The sequence below is a fragment of the Pseudomonas sp. NFACC32-1 genome (assembly GCF_900101215.1).
Taxonomy (GTDB): Bacteria; Pseudomonadota; Gammaproteobacteria; order Pseudomonadales; family Pseudomonadaceae; genus Aquipseudomonas.
Window position 1 is genome coordinate 20859 of the sequence record NZ_FMUL01000026.1, and the last position, 18109, is coordinate 38967.

The window sequence follows — 18109 nt, forward strand, 5'->3', positions numbered from 1 at the left end:
ATGCGCATTCTCAAGGTGATTTCGCTGCTCCTCGACTACCCGACCGAAACCCTGGTGGCCGCCCATGACGAACTCGAACAGGCGATTCTCCAGGCCCGGGAAATCAGTCCCGCCCAGCGTGCCGGGCTGTTCGAGCTGCTGGAGCTGATCTGCAGCCAGGATCTGATGGACGGCCAGGAACACTACGGGGCGCTGTTCGGTCGCGGCCGTTCGCTGTCGCTGCTGTTGTTCGAACATGTCCACGGTGAGTCCCGCGACCGCGGCCAGGCCATGGTGGACATGATGGCCCAGTACGAAGAAGCCGGCTTCGCCATCGGCGTCAAGGAGCTGCCCGACTACATCCCCCTGTACCTGGAGTTTCTGTCCACCCGCGAAGACATCGAGGCCCGTGAAGGGTTGGCGGACGTGGCGCACTTGCTGGCCTTGCTGGCGGCGCGCCTGGACGAGCGGGAAAGCGCCTACGCCAGCTGTTTCCGGGCCCTGTTGCAGATTGCCGGGGCCGAACCCCAGACGGCGGTCGCCGGGCTGGCAGAGCAGGTGAAAGCCGAGCCACGGGACGACTCCCTCGAAGCCCTGGACAGGGTCTGGGAAGAAGAGGCGGTGGATTTCATGAAGGCCGAGCAGCAGGAGCGTTGCAGTTCGCTGCCGAGCGCGCCGGGCAAGATCCGGGAAGAAGGTCCGGTGCCGTTGCACTGGGTGGATTTTCAGCATGAAGGGCGGGCCGCAGCGCCAGCCGGGGAGGTGGGCAATGTCTAAATGGGATCTGTTGCTGTTCGGGGTCTATCCCTATGTGGCCCTGGCGGTCTGCCTGATCGGCAGTTGGGCACGGTTCGACCTGTCCCAGTACACCTGGAAGGCCGGCTCCAGCCAGATGCTGAGCAACCGCGGCATGCGCGTGGCGAGCAACCTGTTCCACATTGGCGTGCTGTTCGTGCTGGCCGGCCACTTCGTTGGTCTGCTGACGCCCTCGGCGATCTACCACCATGTGTTGAGCACCGAGAACAAGCAGTTGCTGGCGATGGTTTCCGGCGGTTTCTTCGGCGTGCTGGGGCTGATCGGCCTGCTGATGCTGCTCAACCGCCGCTTGACCGACCCGCGCGTGCGTGCCACGTCCAACACTTCGGACATCCTGGTGTTGGTGGTGCTGCTGGTGCAACTGGTATTGGGCTTGATGACCATCGTGGCGTCCACTGCCCATATGGACGGCTCGGTGATGGTGATGCTGGCCGACTGGGCCCAGAACACCGTGCTGCTGCGTCCGGTGGAGGCGGCCACCGCCATGGCACCGGTGGGCCTGGTCTACAAGCTCCATGTGCTGTTGGGCCTGACCCTGTTCGTGCTGTTTCCGTTCACCCGTCTGGTCCACATCGTCAGTGCGCCGGTCTGGTACCTGGGACGTCGTTATCAAATCGTTCGGCAGAAGTTCTGAGGAGAAGATCATGGCCAGTGGATGCGGATGTGGCGGTGGTAGCGGTAGCGGTGGTTGCGGCTCCTCGGCAAAAGTGCCGCCGGTGGTCGATGTGGACCCCGTCGGGGCGGCGCAGTTCGAGCCGGCCCAGGCTGGGCCGGTGGCGGTAGATGAAGCGCCGCAGTTGATTGCCAGCAGTGAACAGCAATGGCCGATCATCAGCGTCAACGGGGTGTCCATCACCCCGCAGGCGATGGCCCAGGAGCTGCAATATCACCCGGCTGACAGTCGCGAGGAGGCGGTCTACCAGGCGGCACGGGCCCTGGTGATTCGCCAATTGCTCCAGCAGCGCATCGCCGAGCTGGGCCTGGCGTTGCAGGTCGCTGCCGGTGAAAACGAAGAAGAGGCAGCCACGCGGCTGTTGCTCGAACGTGAGGTGCAGGTGCCGCAATGTGACGAGGCCACCTGCCGGCATTACTACGAAAGCAACCGGGCGCGTTTCCACAGCGCGCCGTTGCTGGCGGTGCGACACATCCTGCTCGAATGCGCGCCGGATGACGCCGAGGCCCGCAGCCTGGCCCATGCCCAGGCCGAGTTGCTGCTCCAGCGGCTGGACCAGTTTCCCGGCAGCTTCGCCGAGTTGGCGCTGAAGTATTCGGCGTGCCCGTCCAAGGAGCAGGGCGGGTCGTTGGGGCAGATCAGCAAGGGTCAGACCGTGCCCGAGTTGGAGCGTCAGTTGTTCACGCTGCCGGCGGGCCTGGCAGGCAAGCCGCTGGAAAGTCGCTATGGCTGGCACGTGATCAGCATCGACCAGCGCATCGAAGGCCAGCCGCTGCCTTACGAAGCCGTGGCGACCGCCATCCGCACCCAGCTGGAGCAGGGCGTGTGGCAAAAGGCGCTGGTGCAGTACCTGCAGACCCTGGTCGGTGCGGCGGACATCCGTGGCATCCATCTCCAGGGCGCCGACTCGCCGTTGGTGCAGTGAACACCGGGCCAACCAGGGGGTATCCATGAACGCCGTGTTGCAGGACGGATTTGGGCGCCAGATCGATTATCTGCGGATGTCGGTGACTGATCGTTGTGATTTTCGCTGTGTGTACTGCATGGCGAAAAACATGACCTTCCTGCCGCGCCAGCAGGTACTGACGCTGGAAGAGATACATCGGCTGGCGCGCTTGTTCGTCGGGCTGGGGGTGAAGAAAATCCGCCTGACCGGCGGCGAGCCGCTGATCCGTCCCGGCATCGTCGGCTTGTGTCGCGACATCGCCGCACTGCCCGGCCTGCGGGAGTTGGTGATGACCAGCAATGGCTCGCAACTGGCGCGACTGGCCCGGCCGTTGGTGGAGGCCGGAGTCAAGCGCCTGAACATCAGCCTCGACAGCCTCGACGGTGAGCGTTTTCGGGCGATCACCCGTAACGGCAACCTCGATCAAGTGCTGGCAGGGATTGAAGCGGCGAAGGTCGGCGGGTTTGAGCGGATCAAGCTCAACTGCGTGGTCATGAAAGGCCGCAACTTCGATGAAGTCCCTGCGTTGGCGCAGTACGCCATCGACCAACACATCGATATCAGCTTCATCGAAGAAATGCCGTTGGGGGAGGTCGGGCGTTCCCGGGGCGAGTCGTTCTGTTCCAGCGATGAGGTCCGGGCCGAGATCGCTCGCCATCACCGGCTGCTGGACAGCACCGAAAACAGCGGCGGCCCGGCGCGTTATGTGCGTTTGGAACAGCATCCGGACACCCGGATCGGTTTCATTTCCCCCAACACCCACAACTTCTGCGCCAGTTGCAACCGGGTGCGCATGACCGTCGAAGGGCGCTTGCTGTTGTGTCTGGGACAGGAAAACTCCCTGGACCTGCGCGGCTTGCTGCGCCGGTATCCGCTGGACGACCAACCGGTCATCCAGGCGGTGCGACAGGCGTTGCGCGGCAAGCCATTGCGGCATGATTTCAACCCCGGTGCAGAAGTGCAGATCGTACGGTTCATGAACATGACTGGAGGCTAAGGGCCTGCACAAACCCCGTGGCGCGGGAGCTTGCTCCCGCTGGGGGGCGCAGCAGGCCTGTTCTTGGTCTCACGGTCGTACCCCGATCCAATTGTGGGAGCGAGTTTGCTCGCGATGACGGCGGCCCATTGAACATCGATCTCAACTGACCCACCGCTATCGCGAGCAAGCGCGCTCCCACAGGGATAAGGGGGCTGCCAAAATGACCTTTCAAGCCTGATGGATAGTCGCCCCGGATTCTTGATATCGATCAATTGCAACTCGATCGTTTGGCCGTAATCTACTGCATATTGTGTTTTTATAAAGAAAAAATCCTATATGTAGTGTCTGGAGCCAAAATGCAAAGTATGTTGATCGCTGTGGGCTGTAACCGCTTGCACAAGCGCGATGGCAGCGTGGTTGCCTTTGACGCGGACAAGATCCGCCAGGCGCTGATCGCCGCCGGCAAGGCCACGGGCGAATATGCCGAGGCCGAGGCCGAGGGGCTGCTGCAGGCGGTGCTGGCCCGGTTGGAAGGACAGACACGGTTGAACGTCGAGCAGATCCAGGACCGTGTCGAACGCGTTCTGATGGACGCCGGGTATTTCCTGTCCATGCGCGCCTACATCGTCTATCGCGAACAACACGGACGCCTGCGTCGGGATCGTCGCACCCTGGTGGAAGTCGCCACCTCGATGAACGAATACCTGGACCGCGAGGACTGGCGTGTGCAGGCCAACGCCAACCAGGGTTACTCCCTCGGCGGGCTGATCCTCAACGTATCGGGCAAGGTCACCGCCAACTACTGGCTCGACGAGGTCTACAGCCAGGCCATCGGCGAGGCCCACCGCGAGGCCGACCTGCATATCCACGACCTGGACATGCTCGCCGGCTACTGTGCCGGCTGGTCCTTGCGCACGTTGTTGCATGAAGGCCTCAACGGTGTGCCGGGACGGGTCGAGGCCGGGCCTCCCAGGCATCTGAGCAGTGCCCTGGGGCAGATGGTGAATTTCCTCGGGACCTTGCAGAACGAATGGGCCGGGGCCCAGGCCTTCAGTTCCTTCGACACGTACCTGGCGCCTTATGTGCGCAAGGACAGGCTCGGCTACGACGAGGTCCGCCAGGCGTTGCAAGAGTTCATCTACAACCTCAACGTCCCGTCGCGCTGGGGCACACAGACGCCGTTCACCAACCTCACGTTCGACTGGGTCTGCCCGCAGGACCTGCGCGAGCAGATCCCGGTGATCGGCGGTGAGGAAATGCCGTTCGCCTATGGCGACCTGCAACAGGAAATGGACCTGCTCAACCGGGCCTACATCGAAGTGATGCAGGCCGGCGACGCGAAAGGACGGGTGTTCACTTTCCCGATTCCCACCTACAACATCACCCATGACTTCCCGTGGGATAGCGAGAACGCCGACAGACTGTTCGAAATGACCGCCCGCTACGGCTTGCCGTATTTCCAGAACTTCCTCAATTCGGACATGCAACCCAACCAGGTGCGGTCGATGTGCTGCCGCCTGCAACTGGATGTGCGCGAACTGCTCAAGCGCGGCGGCGGCCTGTTCGGCTCGGCGGAGCAGACCGGTTCCCTTGGCGTGGTGACGATCAATTGCGCGCGCCTGGGCTACCTCTACAAGGGCAACACCAGTGCGTTGCTGCAACGCCTCGATACCTTGATGGAACTGGCCAAGGAGAGCCTGGAGGTCAAGCGCAAGGTCATCCAGCATCACATGGATGCCGGTTTGTATCCCTACACCAAGCGCTACCTGGGCACCTTGCGCAATCATTTCTCCACCATCGGGGTGAATGGCCTGCACGAAATGCTGCGCAACTTCACCGATGACCAGCAGGGCCTGCACACCGAGCAGGGCCGGGCTTTCGCGCTCAGGCTGCTGGATCACGTACGGGCCACGCTGCTGCGTTTCCAGGAGGAAACCGGCCACCTCTACAACCTGGAGGCCACGCCCGCCGAAGGCACCACCTACCGTTTCGCCAAGGAAGACCTCAAGCGCTACCCCGGCATCCTGCAGGCCGGCAGTCCGGTCGCGCCTTACTACACCAACTCCTCGCAACTGCCGGTGGGCTTCACCGACGATCCGTTCGAAGCCCTGGAGCTGCAGGACGAACTGCAATGCAAGTACACCGGCGGCACCGTGCTGCACCTGTACATGGCCGAACAGATTTCTTCCGCCCAGGCCTGCAAGCAACTGGTGCGCAAGGCCCTGGGGCGATTCCGGCTGCCGTACCTGACCGTCACGCCGACGTTCTCCATCTGCCCGGTGCACGGCTACCTGGCGGGCGAACACGAGTTCTGCCCCAAATGCGACGAGGCCTTGCTGCTGCAACAACAGCGCCAGGGCAGCGTTCACTGATCCGATCCATCGACCGCAAGGAGCTACATCCATGACTGCATCACAGACCGTTCCACAGGCACAGCGCCAACGCTGCGAAGTCTGGACCCGAGTGATGGGCTATCACCGCCCGGTGGCGGCGTTCAACCCAGGCAAACAGTCCGAGCACCGCGAGCGGGTGCACTTCACCGAAAGCGCGGCCGGGCGTCCATGAGTCGAGTGCTGCGGGTCGGGGGCATGGTGCCCCTGACCACCCTCGATTATCCGGGCCAACTGGCTTGCGTCCTGTTCTGCCAGGGGTGTGCCTGGCGTTGTCGCTATTGCCATAACCCGCAACTGATCCCCCCGCGCGGCAGCGAGGAGGTGGACTGGTGCCGGGTACTGGCATTCCTGCAGCGTCGCCAGGACCTGCTCGATGCCGTGGTCTTCAGCGGTGGCGAGCCGACTCTGCAGGACGGCCTGGCCCTGGCCATGGAAGAAGTGCGGCAGATGGGGTTTCGCGTCGGCCTGCACAGCGCCGGTATCAAGCCGGCGGCTTTCGCCAAGGTGGTGGGCCTGGCCGACTGGGTGGGTTTCGACATCAAGGCCCTGCCCGAGGACGCGCTGGATGTCACCCGGGTCGAGGGAAGCGGTGCCGCCAACTGGCGCAGCCTCGACCACTTGCTGGCCAGTGGCGTGGATTACGAATGCCGCACCACCGTGCATTGGCACCTGTTCGATCCCGATCGACTGTTGACCCTGGCCCGGCGCCTGAGCGAGCAGGGCGTCAAGCGTTTCGCCGTGCAACTGGTGCGCACCGCCCGAATGCTCGACCCCCATCTTTCCAGCGTTTCGGCACAAGCCTTGCAGCCCGAGCTGTGGGGAGCCCTTCGCGAGTTGTTCCCCTCGTTCGTGTTGCGCAGTTGACACTGCCACGCTGAGGCTCATCGGCCCGGCCTGACCGGGCATTTTCTCAAGGTTTTCAAATGCGCTGCCGGATGGCAGGTAGTTGAACAGGGAGCATTTGATATGACCAGACTCACCACTGCCCAACGTATCGTCATCGGCTTTGCCATCGCGCCCCTGGCGTTGATCGCCCTGGCGTTCTACGCCTTGCACGACCTGGCGACACTGCGTGACCAGGCCGAGCAGATTGTCCGCCAGGACTGGCCCAGGATCGATCCGATCATGGTGATTGCCACGGGCGTGCGCGATAACGCCCGCAACACCCGGGACCTGTTGATCGACAAGGACAACGCCCAGGTCCAACAGTCCATCGATGCCACCCGGCAACGCATCACCCAGGCCTTTGCCACGCTGGAACCGCTGTTGGTCCAGCCCGAAGGCAAGGCCGCATACGCTGAACTGAAAAAGCGCCGCGAAGCCTACGTGGCGGCGTTCGTCCAGGTGCAGACGCTGATCCGCCAGGGCGCAAGGGACGAGGCGATGACGCAGCTGCGCCAAGGGGTGATCCCGGCGGAGCTGGAGGTGTACAAGAGCCTGGAAGGGCTGATGGCGATGCAGGGCAAGCTGTTCGCCGAGCGCGAGCGCCTGGCCCAGGAACGCTACAGCGATGCACGACGCAACATGCTCGCCCTGGTGCTGATGTGCCTGGCCCTGGTGAGCACTGTCGCGATACTGGTGACGCGCAGCGTGACCCGTCCGCTGGGCGGTGAACCCGATGATGCGGCACGGGTGCTGAACCTCATCGCCCAGGGCGACCTGACGATCCGGGTTCCCGTGGGCGTCGGTGCGAATGACAGCGTGATGAGCAACATGCATGACATGCAGCAGAATCTCAACGCCATGGTCCGCCATATCGCGGCCTCGGTGGACCGGGTGGCCAGCTCGTCCGAAGAGTTGAGTGCCGTCAGCAGCCAGACCAACAGCACCTTGCAATTGCAGGGTATGGAAATCGAACAGGCCGCGGCGGCGGTGAACCAGATGACAGCCGCGGTGGATGAAGTGGCGCGCAATGCGGTGAGCACCAGCGAGGCGTCGCGCCTCTCCGAACAGACCGCCCAGCGCGGGCGCGAGCAGGTCCAGGAAACGGTTGCGTCCATCGGCGTATTGGCCGATGGCGTGATGGATTCCTCCTCTCGCATCCAGCAACTGGCGGGACGGGTCGAGGACATCAGCTCGGTGCTGGACGTGATCCGCAGCATCGCCGAACAGACCAATCTCCTGGCGTTGAACGCCGCCATCGAGGCGGCCCGTGCCGGCGACGCCGGAAGGGGCTTTGCGGTGGTGGCCGACGAGGTCCGGGCGCTGGCCCATCGCACCCAGGATTCGACCCGGGAAATCGAAGACATGATCGGCAACATCCGCCAGGACAGCGGCCAGGCAGTGAGTGCCATGCAGAGCAACAGCGAGCGGGTGCAGAGCGCCCTGCAAGTGGCCCAGCGCTCGGGCGATGCCCTGGATGAAATCGCCCGTTCGATCTCGCAGATCAACGAGCGCAACCTGATGATCGCCAGCGCCACGGAACAGCAGGCGCTGGTGGCCCGGGAGGTAGACCGCAACCTGACGGGGATTCGCAATCTGTCCGAGCAGGTGCTGCTGGGCGCCCGTCACACCGACACGGCCGGTCAGGACCTGGCCCAGATGGCGGGTTCGCTGCATGAAACAGTGGCGCGGTTCAAGGTGTAGCCAGCAGGCGATGCCCAGGGACATCGAGCGATGTCCCTGGTCCCGGAGGACGAGCCAGCTCGCAATGGCGGTGAGTCAGCTTATGGCAAAAGGGGCCGTGCCGATGTCATCGCAAGCAGGTTCGCTTTCACAGGGCGGTGTGTCACCAGCCCCAGAACTGTAACCACCAGCCATAGCCCACCAGCCCGCTGGCCGATACCAGGCAGGCCATGGCGGGCAATCGTTGGAGGGGTGTCGCTGCGCTCTGTTCCAGGCGCCGGTAACCCAGCCAGAGGCTCCAGGCGATCGCCGCCACCAGCAGCCCGGCGCGAGCCGGCTGCACCCACTCGAGCAACAACCCTTCATAGCGCAACAGCTTGACGGTGGTGGCCGACAGGCCGAGGAACAATCCTGCACCGCCAAGGGGCGTCAAGGTGATGGCCAAGGGCCAATATTGGGCGGGATCGCCCACGAATCTCGCCGCCAGGCGCATCAGCAACAACAATGAGGTGCCCAGCAGCATGGCGCTCGTGCCCAGGTAAGCGAGGATGCAAAACCCGTCGAGCCAACTGAAACTGTCATTGGCCTGGGGGTAATGGGTCAGCAGCCACCAGGGAGCATTGTCCTGCAGCGGCCAGAACAGCTCGTGGGCAACCAACCATTGTGCCAGCGCTTGCTTCAAGGCGATGAACCAGGGGCTGACGGTCCATTGAAAGGCGCCCATGGCCAGGCCGATGACCCCGAACAGCAGCAGGCGCACGTCCCATGCCGAGACGGTGGCCGGCGTCGCCTCCAGGATTTCCTGGCTGCTGGAACGGGCAATCAAGCGCACCGCATCGCGCTGGCCGCTGCAACGACCGCAGGCGTGACAGTCCGCGGCGCCCCGCAGGCGGCGGATATCCAGCAGCGGCGCACAATTGGGCGGCGGGCGGCGGGGGCCGGAGTTCTCCAGCCAGCGTTGTTCGTCCACAAAAAAATGCACCGGCGCCAGGCGGGCGAGCAGGGCGAAGACGCCGCTGACCGGACACAGGTAACGGCACCAGACCCGCTTGCCTCGGGCGAACAGCAGGCCGACCACCATGGCCGCGACGGTCGAGCCTCCCAGGATCAGCAGTGCCGCCTGGGCGTAGTCATAGACGCTGATCAGCTGGCCATAGATCGTGGTCAGGCAGAACGCCAGGGTGGGCCAGCCGGCCCAGCGCATCCCGCGGGGCACGCCCAAGCCCTTGCCATACCGACTGGTCCATTCGCTCAACGCGCCCTCGGGGCATAACACGCCACACCAGAGCCGACCGAACAGTACGATCGACAGCAAGACGAACGGCCACCAGATTCCCCAGAACAGGAACTGCGCCAGCAGGGTGAGATTGTCGAACAGCCGCGCCTGGCTCGCCGGCAATGGCGCCACGGCGGGCAGCACCAACAGCACGGCATAGAACAGCACCACCCCCCATTGCACGGCGCGAATGGTCGCACCGTGGCGCCGCATGCCATCGCCCAGACGCTGGAGCCACGGGTTCAGGTCGGGCATGGCAGGCTTCGCGTCTTGCGCGGCCGCAGCCATCCGGCCACCAGCAGCCAGTAGCCCAGCCATACGACCAAGGTCAGCATGCTGGGGCTCGCCCGATAGCCGGCGAAGTCGGCCAGCAGGCCGCCCAGGCCATGGCCGTCGTCGAGTACCGCGCCGGTGTCCCAGAGGGCGTCCCCGATGGCGCGATACACCGGCTCGGGCCAGTCCATGGCGAGCCATTGCCCGGCGATCCGCTCCATGCCGCTGACCAGCAGCGCGGCCCCCAACAGCAGCAGGATCGCTTCGCTGATGGCGAAGAAATGTGGCCACGAGATGAACCGGCGGCTGCCGTGCAGCAGGGTGACGGTCAGCAGCGCCAGCGCCAGGCCGGCTACTGCGCCAATGGCGAACAGGCCCAGTGACGTGCCTTGCAACCTCGCACCGGCGCCGTACAGGAAGACCACGGTTTCACTGCCTTCGCGGCTGACCGCCAGCAGTGCCAGGACCAACAGCCCAAGGCCACCCTGGCGGTCCAGGCGCTCACCGGCGTGGCGTGTCAGGTCCTGCTTGAGTGTCCGGGCGTTTCGGTGCATCCAGCCCACCATCTGCACGATGAGCAGGCTGGCGATCAACGCCAGGGCGGCTTGGAACCACTCGTTCGCGGCACCGCTCATGGCCTCGCCGGCGAGCAGGATCAGGCCGGCCAGGAGCGCCGACACCAGCAGGCCCAGCGCGGCTCCGCTCCATACATAGCGCGACAGTCGTCGGGACTGTGGCCGACGACCGACCCAGGCCAGGAGAATCCCGATGACCAGCAGCGCCTCGACGCTTTCGCGCCAGACAATGAACATCGATTGAGTCATGCAAACGCCTCCTGCTGGCCGTTACCGGGCCAGGATGCCGCCCTCGGGCAGTTGCGGATTGAATTCATCGAAGAACGGATAGTGCCCGGGGCGCAGCGGGTGGATCACGACGAACGTGGTGACGCCCGGCGACAGGACCTTTTCCACCCGCAAGGGCGTGCTCTCGAACTCTGCCGGACCCTGGCCGACGTTCTTGAGCACGATCTTGAAACGTTGTCCGGCGGGCACTTCCAGCAGGGCGGGGGTGAAGTGGCCATCACGAATGCTCAGCTCGTAGGTCGGCAATTGCGCATGGGCCGCCGAAGGCAGTGCCAGGCCGGCCAGCATCAGCCACGCCAGGCGGCGATGGCTGGCGGCGTGGGGCGTGCGGGGTGCACGGTTCATCTTCAATACCCGCCTTTCTTGCCGATGCCGGCATAGACGAATTCGTACTTCAATTCACAACGTTCGAACCACGGCGCCACGCCGGTTTCCTTGTCGGTATGACGGCCCAGGGAGGCATGGCCACCGGGCGGCAGGACGGTGAAGGTCAGTTGATATCTACCGGGGCCGAGCAGTTTCACGTTGTCGCCGTAATGCGGTCCGTCGTTGGCCACCATGGCGTGGAAGTCGCCTTTGAGCTCGGTGTCGTTGCCCTGTTTCTTCAGCTTGAACGAGACGTTGAGGTAAGGCACGAAGCTTCCCTCCTGGAAGCCTTGCTGATTGTCTGCCGTGGCACGGATGTCGGCTTCCAGGTGCACATCGGAATCCGCCGTGGCCCGCATCATGCCGGCGGGGGCCATTTCGATCGGTTGCAGGTACACGGCACCGACCTCGAGTCCTGGGCACAGTTGCGGTTCGCCGATGGGGTATTCCCTGGCCTGGGACAGCGGTGCGATGAACAGCAGGGCGAGAGACAGTGGGGCAAGCGTGCGCATGACGATTTCCTGAACGGCTTGGAGTTGGGCCGAGTCTAGGAATGTTCGCTGCGAATAATAATGATTATTGTCAATTTCCAGCGCGATTGCGCCGGGCCAGATCGTGGTTCATCGCCCGTTCTTGATCGAAATCAAATGTGCCCTGGCGGTACAGCGATAGGGTGCACCTACACCCATCCGTCAGCGGTATCGACATGGCCAAACCCTTTCCCATCAGCCCCAAACACCCTGAACGTATCTGCTGGGGGTGCGATCGGTATTGCGCATCGACTGCCCTGGCGTGCGGCAACGGTGCCGATCGCACCATGCACCCGGCGGAGATGAGCGGGGAGGATTGGTACCTGCAAGGTGACTGGGGCCTGGAGCTGGTGGACATCACCGCCAAGGTCATCGACCCAAGCGCCACTCATCTGAAGGAATGAAGCAGCCTTGTCAGGTCCTGTACGAACGGCCTTGATACTCGTTCATGTTGCGTTGAAAACTGCCTCGCCTGAGCTTTCTCTCAAGACTTTTCGTACAGACCCTGGGAGCCAGCAAAGCTCACTGGCCCCCCGAGCAGGGATGTCTACAACTTCGGCATCTGCCCGATCCGCCCCATCATCTCGGTCACGATCTGCAGGTCCAGCAGGAATTGCTCGACGGTCTTGAACTCGTTGTCGTTATGACCGGTGTACTTGACGTCAGGCATCGCCAGGCCGAATTGCACGCCGTTGGGCAGGTCATGGACCGACGTAGCGCCCGCCGAGGTGCCGAACTTGTGTTCCATGCCCAGGTTCTCGGTGGCCACGGCCAGCAGCGCCTTGACCCATTCACCTTCGGGGTTGCGGTACATCGGATCGTCAATGGAATAGTCAAAGGCCACCGCAACGTCGGACTTCTTGCTCCAGGCCGCCAGCTTGTCAGCGATTTCCGTCTTGAGCGCTGCCGTAGGCTTGCCGACCGGCACCCGCAGGTTGACGGCGAGCTTGAAGGCTTTGTCATCCATCCCGACGTAGGTCAGGGAGGCGGTCAACGGGCCCATGAAGGTGTCGGAAAACCCGATCCCGAGCTTGTTGCCCAGGTAGTCCAGGCCCCAGTTTTCGGCGGCGTAACGAGCGGCATCGGTGATGTGGTTGTGCTTGAGCGCCACCTGTGCGTCGAGGCCGTTGATGAAGTCCAGCATCCTCGCCACGGGGTTGACGCCCGACTCGGGTTCGGAGGAGTGGGCGGAAACCCCGGTGAAGGTCAACTGGACATCCGGGCCGGCCACCTGGGTAGCCACTTCGAAATCGCCGCCATTGCGCCTGGCGTACTCGGTTGCGGCCTTGAGCAGGCTGGCGGCCAGCTCGGTCGGCCTGTCGCTGGCGAAGGTGGCCACCGAAGTGGATGGAATCTGGTTGGTTGCCAGGCCTCCGGTCAATCCAGTGATTTCGGCGCCCTTGCCCTCTGCGGTGCGCCGGGGGAACTTGGCCATGACCGTGCCATAGCCTTTCTCGGCGATCACGACCGGATAGCCGCCATCCAGCGCCAGGTTGTAGTCGGGTGTGGGGTTGCGTTCGAAGTAGTAGGGGATGGCGTCGCCGGTGGTTTCCTCGGTGGTGTCCACCAGCAGCTTGAAGTTTCTCGCCAGCGGCAGTTGTTCTTCCTTGATGATCTTCATGGCATAGAGCGCCACGACGATGCCGTTCTTGTCGTCCTCGGTGCCCCGGCCGTACATGCGGTCGCCCACCAGGGTGACTTTGAACGGGTCGAGTCGGGTGCCGTCCTTCAGCACCCAGTTCTGCGGCGTCACGGGTACCACATCGGCATGGGCATGGATGCCCACGACCTCGTTGCCGCTGCCTTCGAGTGTAATTTCGTAGACGCGGTTATCGACGTTGCGGAAGTTCAGGTTGAAAGACTGGGCCAGGCTCTTGATCTTGTCGGCGATCTTGAGGAACTCGGGATTCTCATGCTGGGCCACGCCGTCCTGGCGGTACGTCGGGATGGCCACCAGCTCGCGCAGGGTTTCGGTGGCCGCGGCACCGTATTTCACCCGGGCATAGAGGCCCAGCAGGCGATGGATTTCGTTCTGCTGCTCAGCCGAAAGGGGTTTGTTGCCCTGGAAGGCACTGATGGCTGGAGCCAGATTGGCCGTTTTGGCCAGGTCGCTCTTGGCGACTTCTGCGAGGAACTGCCTGAAGTTGGAGACCGGCGTGCTGGCGAAGGTTTTGACGATGGTCGAGCCCTGCTGGGCGGTGATGTTGGCGAAGGCGGGCGTGGTCAGCGAGGCGAGGCTGGACAGCATCAGGGTGGCCGCGGCCAGGTGTTTGAGCGAGAAGTCCATTGCTGGGCATTCCTTTGCAGGCGGTTGGGAGACAAGTGTCTGATTTTGTGACACAAACGCTTACAACCTAACAGGCGAGCGAGGGGCGGGGGAGTCTTGCAGGGGATTGTGTCGCACAGCGAAGCAAAAACGGCGCAGATTTGAAAAACGATGTGGGTGAGCGGGTATTCACCTGATCCGAGTCTGATGCAGGACCCGGGGAACGCCAAGCGGGTCCACGACTGGCCAGCAGGCTCGCGATGGCGGTGGATCAGCTTGCATCCAGGCTGATCCGGTTGCCGTCGTCGCGAGCCGCTCGCTTGCGCAGGGCGTGGCTCAGTGCGGTGCGCGCGGGATGGTCTTGAGCAGGTCTTCAGGGCTGATGTAGCCGACCACCGGCTCCGCCGTGCTGCCTGGCAATGGCAGGTCTAGGATATGCCCCTTGATCTTGCCGATGACGTGCATCTCGCATGGCTTGCAGTCGAACTTCAGGGTGAGCACCTCGTCGCCGTGTATCAGTTGCATCGGCGCAACCTTGGTGCGCACGCCGGTGACGCCCTTGGCTTGCTTGGGGCAGAGATTGAACGAAAACCGCAGGCAATGCTTGGTGATCATCACCGGTACTTCGCCGGTCTCCTCGTGGGCCTCGAACGCTGCGTCGATCAGCTCGACCCCATGGCGATGATAGAAATCCCGGGCCTTCTGGTTGTAGACGTTGGCCAGGAACGACAGGTGCGACTCCGGGTACACTGGCGGCGGGTCGGTCTCGGCCTTGCGGCCACCGCGTGGATGGGCGGCGACACGGGCAGCGGTCAGGGCTTCGATGACTTCGCGCCGCAACGCCTTGAGCTGCGAGTTGGGGATGAAGAACGCCTGGGGCGCATCCAGCTTGATCGACGTGGCGTGATAGTCGGTGGTGCCCAGTTGGCCGAGCAGGTCGTGCAACTGCTCCAGTGCCTGTTCCGGTTTGTTCGCCAGGCCGAAGGGGCCGTCGAGGCTGACGCTGGCACTGATGCCTTCTTCACTGGTGGCGACCAGTTCCAGGCGTTCCTCGCGCAGGTGCGCGACCCAGGACAGGCCCACCCGGCGTTCGGCCGAAGTCTTGAGCAGTGCTTGCTGCCAGTTGTGGTCCAGGTTGCGGCTCAACGGGTGGTTGGGACGTAGCTGGTACATCCCGGCTGGCATCTCGTTGGGCTCGACGCGGTAGCGGTAGCGCTTCTGGCCGTCCTCTTCGAACTCGCCCCTGGGCTCGGCGATGTTGGCCCGGAAGCCCACCACTTCCCGCTTGACCAGCACGTTGAGGCCGTCGCCGTTGGACAGCGGGTCGAACGTCACCACCTGCAGGTCGCGCTTGCCGACCTTTTCCACCACGCCCACCGGTACGCCGGTGAAGGTCGGCGAATCGAAGGCGCCGATGTCGATCTTGCGCTCGCTGACGAAATAGTCGGTGCTGCCCCGGTGGAAGGTCTTGTCCGGATCGGGCACGAAGAAATGCGCGGTACGGCCACTGGAGGCGCGGGCCAGGTCGGGACGGTCTTCGAGGACATCGTCCAGGCGCTGGCGGTAGTAGGCGGTGATGTTCTTCACATAACCCACGTCCTTGTAGCGCCCCTCGATCTTGAAGGAGCGCACACCGGCTTCCACGAGGGCACGGATGTTGGCGCTCTGGTTGTTGTCTTTCATCGACAGCAGGTGTTTTTCATAGGCGACCACCCGGCCCTGGTCATCCTTGAGGGTGTAGGGCAGGCGGCAGGCCTGGGAACAGTCCCCACGGTTGGCGCTGCGGCCGTTCTGGGCGTGGGAAATGTTGCATTGACCGGAAAACGCGACGCACAGGGCGCCGTGGATGAAAAATTCGATGGCGGCATCGGTTTCGTCGGCGATGGCGCGGATTTCCTGGAGATTCAACTCCCGGGCTAGTACCAGTTGCGAGAACCCGGCCTGGTCGAGGAACTTGGCCCTTGCCAGGGTACGGATGTCGGTCTGGGTACTGGCATGCAGCTCGATCGGCGGAATATCCAGTTCCATCACCCCCAGGTCCTGGACGATCAACGCGTCGACACCAGCATCGTACAACTGATGGATCAGCTGGCGGGCCGGCTCCAGTTCGTTGTCGTGCAGGATCGTGTTGAGGGTGGTGAACACCCGGGCGTGGTAACGATGGGCGAACTCCACCAGCCGGGCGATATCGCCCACCTCGTTGCAGGCGTTATGACGCGCACCGAAACTCGGGCCACCGATGTACACGGCGTCGGCGCCGTGCAGGATGGCCTCGCGGGCGATGGTCACGTCGCGGGCAGGGCTGAGCAATTCCAGATGATGCTTGGGCAAGGACATGTGTTTTTCTAATCAGGCTGGTCACGGTCGAAGCGCGCATTGTAGCCGTCAGGCGGCTGCCCGGCACCTGTGGACTTGGATTTGTGTGCGCGGACCGATGCACGGCGGTACCGCGGCCGTCACCCGGAGGGCTAGCGCGGCGCCGGTTCGGCGCTGCACCAGCGGTTGCGCCCGGTGTTCTTGGCCAGATACAGGAAGGCATCGGCGGCCTTGATCAGCATGGCGGGCGTCACGTCGTCCGTGCCTGGCCGACAGCTGGTGATTCCCGCGCTGGCGGTGACGATTCCCAATGGATGGTCGCCGTGTTCGATGTTCAGCGCCCTGATGGATTCCAGTATCGTCTGGGCGACCTTGGCGGCACCCACGCTGTCGGTACTGGGCAGCAGGACGGTGAACTCTTCACCGCCATAGCGGACGGCCAGGTCGCTCGGCCGCTTGACCGCATGCTGGATCGCACTGGCGATCGCCCGCAGGCAGTCATCGCCCGCGGCGTGTCCGTATTTGTCGTTGAAGCGCTTGAAGTAATCCACGTCCAGCATGATCAGCGCCAGCGAAGAACCCTGGCGCCTGGCCAGTCGTAGCTCATCGGCCAGGGTGATGTCCAGTTTCCTGCGGTTGTACAACCCGGTGAGACTGTCGGTCAGGGCCATGGCCCGCATGGTCTGGTGCGCATCGAGGATCTGTTGTTCCATGGCCATCCGATAGCGCAACTGGCTCAGCACGATCAGGCCGAAACTGACCAGGGTCAGGATCAGGAATACCAGCACGAAACCGGTCTTGAGCAGGTCGCGACGCCAGGGGGCGATGATGGATTCCCGGGACAGGCCGGCTTCCACCACCAATGGGTAGGTGGTCAGGGCTCGGTAGCCATAGAGCCGCTCGGTGTCGTCGACGACGGCCCTGGCTTGCGCGATGCCCTGGTTCGAGTTCGGCAGGAAGTGCTTGAAGATGACGCTGTTGACCAGGCTCTTGCCCACCACCGAGTCGATGAAGGGGCGTCTTACCAGGATGGTTCCATTGCGCATGGCCAGGACCAGGGCGCCCTTGTCGTCGATCTTGAAATCACCGTAGTAATCGACGAAATAACTGACCTTGACGGTGCCCAGCAACACCCCGGCGAAGGAGCCATCGGGATTGTTCAGGCGGCGGGAGATGGGAATGATCAGATCGTTGGTCGATCGGCTCCTGATCACTTGGCCGATGCGCACGTTTCGATCCTTGTGGGTGCGGTGGTACTGGAAATAGTCACGATCCGAATTGTTCGCTTCCTCCGGTATCGCTGCCTTGTCCGTGACCAGCCATCTGCCGTCGGGACCGTAGATGAACAGCCCGTGCAGCTGCGGCATGATGGCCGATTGCTGCACCAACAGTTTGTGGATGCGCGGGATGTCCATGTTCTGGAGTCCGTCGCCTTCCACGCGCTCGCTGAGCGCGGCGGTCACCACATCCACTTGCCGGATGGTGTCCTCGGCATGTTGCGCCGTTGCCCGCGCCAGGTTCGTCACCGAGTCGCGGGCGGCCGCGAAGGCCGCACGATAGTCACGCCATGTCCGCCAGCCTTCAACGCTGAGGAACGCCACAACCACCACCAGCATGAAACTGACCGTAAGCCGCAGTGCAGCCCCAGCCTTCACGGCCGGGTGGGAAAAGGCCTCGTCGGTACTGTCTATCTTTGGCTCCGGCTGTTTGCGTCCGAGCATTACATATCCTTTGGCGACTTTTCTGCGCATCTTGCGGTGCGCAGCCTACCTTATCCGAAACCGGCACGTTAGCTGACTACGGTAGGGCCGGTACAGGTGGTGGCACTCGTGGGGCGAAAAAAAGATAGAGTAAAGACACATGGGCCT

At 63.3% G+C, this 18109-nt stretch carries 16 protein-coding genes; 9 read left to right on the forward strand and 7 right to left on the reverse strand.

The window, feature by feature from the left end; all coding sequences use genetic code 11:
* The 8 genes from narJ to BLP99_RS25650 all read left to right on the forward strand — a co-directional run bounded on the left by narJ (position 1) and on the right by BLP99_RS25650 (position 8372).
* On the forward strand, positions 1-756 hold the full coding sequence (gene narJ, locus BLP99_RS25615; protein ID WP_092182136.1) for a nitrate reductase molybdenum cofactor assembly chaperone: 756 nt from the start codon (positions 1-3) through the stop codon (positions 754-756).
* Positions 749-1429 (forward strand): respiratory nitrate reductase subunit gamma, encoded by a 681-nt coding sequence (gene narI, locus BLP99_RS25620; protein ID WP_072390933.1) that lies wholly within the window; start codon positions 749-751, stop codon positions 1427-1429. Before narJ ends, narI begins: the two co-directional genes overlap by 8 nt.
* Positions 1430-1439: 10 nt before the next feature.
* The gene (locus tag BLP99_RS25625; protein ID WP_072390936.1) at positions 1440-2393 is read left to right on the forward strand and encodes a peptidylprolyl isomerase; all 954 of its coding nucleotides are present in this window, start codon (positions 1440-1442) and stop codon (positions 2391-2393) included.
* 25 nt (positions 2394-2418) lie between these two features.
* Positions 2419-3411, forward strand: coding sequence for a GTP 3',8-cyclase MoaA (moaA, locus tag BLP99_RS25630; RefSeq protein WP_092182139.1), 993 nt, complete (start codon positions 2419-2421; stop codon positions 3409-3411).
* 338 nt (positions 3412-3749) lie between these two features.
* Positions 3750-5765: a ribonucleoside triphosphate reductase gene (locus BLP99_RS25635; protein WP_072431138.1), complete on the forward strand. Its 2016-nt coding sequence runs from the start codon at positions 3750-3752 to the stop codon at positions 5763-5765.
* Positions 5766-5796: 31 nt separating this feature from the next.
* Entirely contained in the window at positions 5797-5958 is a 162-nt protein-coding gene (nrdD, locus tag BLP99_RS25640; RefSeq protein ID WP_072390945.1) for an anaerobic ribonucleoside-triphosphate reductase, read from the forward strand.
* Positions 5955-6650: an anaerobic ribonucleoside-triphosphate reductase activating protein gene (locus tag BLP99_RS25645; RefSeq protein WP_072390948.1), complete on the forward strand. Its 696-nt coding sequence runs from the start codon at positions 5955-5957 to the stop codon at positions 6648-6650. Before nrdD ends, BLP99_RS25645 begins: the two co-directional genes overlap by 4 nt.
* 102 nt (positions 6651-6752) lie before the next feature.
* Positions 6753-8372: a methyl-accepting chemotaxis protein gene (locus BLP99_RS25650; RefSeq protein ID WP_072390951.1), complete on the forward strand. Its 1620-nt coding sequence runs from the start codon at positions 6753-6755 to the stop codon at positions 8370-8372.
* Positions 8373-8514: 142 nt separating this feature from the next.
* Here the strand turns inward: BLP99_RS25650 and BLP99_RS25655 are convergent, their stop codons facing one another.
* Genes BLP99_RS25655 through BLP99_RS25670 form a run of 4 tightly spaced genes read right to left on the reverse strand, consistent with a single transcriptional unit; the run spans position 8515 to position 11641 of the window.
* Positions 8515-9882 carry a 4Fe-4S binding protein gene (locus BLP99_RS25655; protein WP_092182142.1) on the reverse strand — a complete coding sequence of 456 codons (1368 nt, stop codon included), beginning with the start codon at positions 9880-9882 and terminating at the stop codon, positions 8515-8517.
* On the reverse strand, positions 9870-10724 hold the full coding sequence (locus BLP99_RS25660) for an FTR1 family iron permease (protein WP_072390954.1): 855 nt from the start codon (positions 10722-10724) through the stop codon (positions 9870-9872). The genes BLP99_RS25655 and BLP99_RS25660 overlap by 13 nt, the downstream gene beginning before the upstream one ends.
* A 21-nt stretch (positions 10725-10745) precedes the next feature.
* The gene (locus BLP99_RS25665) at positions 10746-11108 is read right to left on the reverse strand and encodes a cupredoxin domain-containing protein (RefSeq protein ID WP_072390957.1); all 363 of its coding nucleotides are present in this window, start codon (positions 11106-11108) and stop codon (positions 10746-10748) included.
* A 2-nt stretch (positions 11109-11110) separates the two neighbouring features.
* Positions 11111-11641, reverse strand: coding sequence for an iron transporter (locus tag BLP99_RS25670; protein WP_072390960.1), 531 nt, complete (start codon positions 11639-11641; stop codon positions 11111-11113).
* 194 nt (positions 11642-11835) lie between these two features.
* Here BLP99_RS25670 and BLP99_RS25675 point away from each other — a divergent pair, with 194 nt between their 5' ends.
* Entirely contained in the window at positions 11836-12063 is a 228-nt protein-coding gene (locus tag BLP99_RS25675) for a DUF3079 domain-containing protein (RefSeq protein WP_072390963.1), read from the forward strand.
* 143 nt (positions 12064-12206) lie between these two features.
* Here BLP99_RS25675 and BLP99_RS25680 read toward each other — a convergent pair whose 3' ends face one another.
* The 3 genes from BLP99_RS25680 to BLP99_RS25690 all read right to left on the reverse strand — a co-directional run bounded on the left by BLP99_RS25680 (position 12207) and on the right by BLP99_RS25690 (position 17962).
* Entirely contained in the window at positions 12207-13946 is a 1740-nt protein-coding gene (locus tag BLP99_RS25680; RefSeq protein ID WP_072390967.1) for a dipeptidase, read from the reverse strand.
* Between the two features lie 315 nt (positions 13947-14261).
* Entirely contained in the window at positions 14262-16262 is a 2001-nt protein-coding gene (locus tag BLP99_RS25685) for a peptidase U32 family protein (RefSeq protein ID WP_072390970.1), read from the reverse strand.
* A gap of 131 nt (positions 16263-16393) precedes the next feature.
* The gene (locus tag BLP99_RS25690; protein ID WP_072390973.1) at positions 16394-17962 is read right to left on the reverse strand and encodes a sensor domain-containing diguanylate cyclase; all 1569 of its coding nucleotides are present in this window, start codon (positions 17960-17962) and stop codon (positions 16394-16396) included.
* Positions 17963-18109: the final 147 nt, after the last annotated feature.

Bases quoted from the DNA above. Each gene is read 5' to 3' on its own strand.
- BLP99_RS25675 (WP_072390963.1), top strand. From the start codon at position 11,836: ATGGCCAAACCCTTTCCCATCAGCCCCAAACACCCTGAACGTATCTGC.
- narI (WP_072390933.1), top strand. From the start codon at position 749: ATGTCTAAATGGGATCTGTTGCTGTTCGGGGTCTATCCCTATGTGGCC.
- BLP99_RS25670 (WP_072390960.1), bottom strand. From the start codon at position 11,641: ATGCGCACGCTTGCCCCACTGTCTCTCGCCCTGCTGTTCATCGCACCG.
- nrdD (WP_072390945.1), top strand. From the start codon at position 5,797: ATGACTGCATCACAGACCGTTCCACAGGCACAGCGCCAACGCTGCGAA.
- moaA (WP_092182139.1), top strand. From the start codon at position 2,419: ATGAACGCCGTGTTGCAGGACGGATTTGGGCGCCAGATCGATTATCTG.
- BLP99_RS25650 (WP_072390951.1), top strand. From the start codon at position 6,753: ATGACCAGACTCACCACTGCCCAACGTATCGTCATCGGCTTTGCCATC.
- BLP99_RS25655 (WP_092182142.1), bottom strand. From the start codon at position 9,882: ATGCCCGACCTGAACCCGTGGCTCCAGCGTCTGGGCGATGGCATGCGG.
- BLP99_RS25690 (WP_072390973.1), bottom strand. From the start codon at position 17,962: ATGCTCGGACGCAAACAGCCGGAGCCAAAGATAGACAGTACCGACGAG.
- BLP99_RS25665 (WP_072390957.1), bottom strand. From the start codon at position 11,108: ATGAACCGTGCACCCCGCACGCCCCACGCCGCCAGCCATCGCCGCCTG.
- BLP99_RS25645 (WP_072390948.1), top strand. From the start codon at position 5,955: ATGAGTCGAGTGCTGCGGGTCGGGGGCATGGTGCCCCTGACCACCCTC.
- BLP99_RS25635 (WP_072431138.1), top strand. From the start codon at position 3,750: ATGCAAAGTATGTTGATCGCTGTGGGCTGTAACCGCTTGCACAAGCGC.
- BLP99_RS25685 (WP_072390970.1), bottom strand. From the start codon at position 16,262: ATGTCCTTGCCCAAGCATCATCTGGAATTGCTCAGCCCTGCCCGCGAC.
- narJ (WP_092182136.1), top strand. From the start codon at position 1: ATGCGCATTCTCAAGGTGATTTCGCTGCTCCTCGACTACCCGACCGAA.
- BLP99_RS25625 (WP_072390936.1), top strand. From the start codon at position 1,440: ATGGCCAGTGGATGCGGATGTGGCGGTGGTAGCGGTAGCGGTGGTTGC.
- BLP99_RS25660 (WP_072390954.1), bottom strand. From the start codon at position 10,724: ATGACTCAATCGATGTTCATTGTCTGGCGCGAAAGCGTCGAGGCGCTG.
- BLP99_RS25680 (WP_072390967.1), bottom strand. From the start codon at position 13,946: ATGGACTTCTCGCTCAAACACCTGGCCGCGGCCACCCTGATGCTGTCC.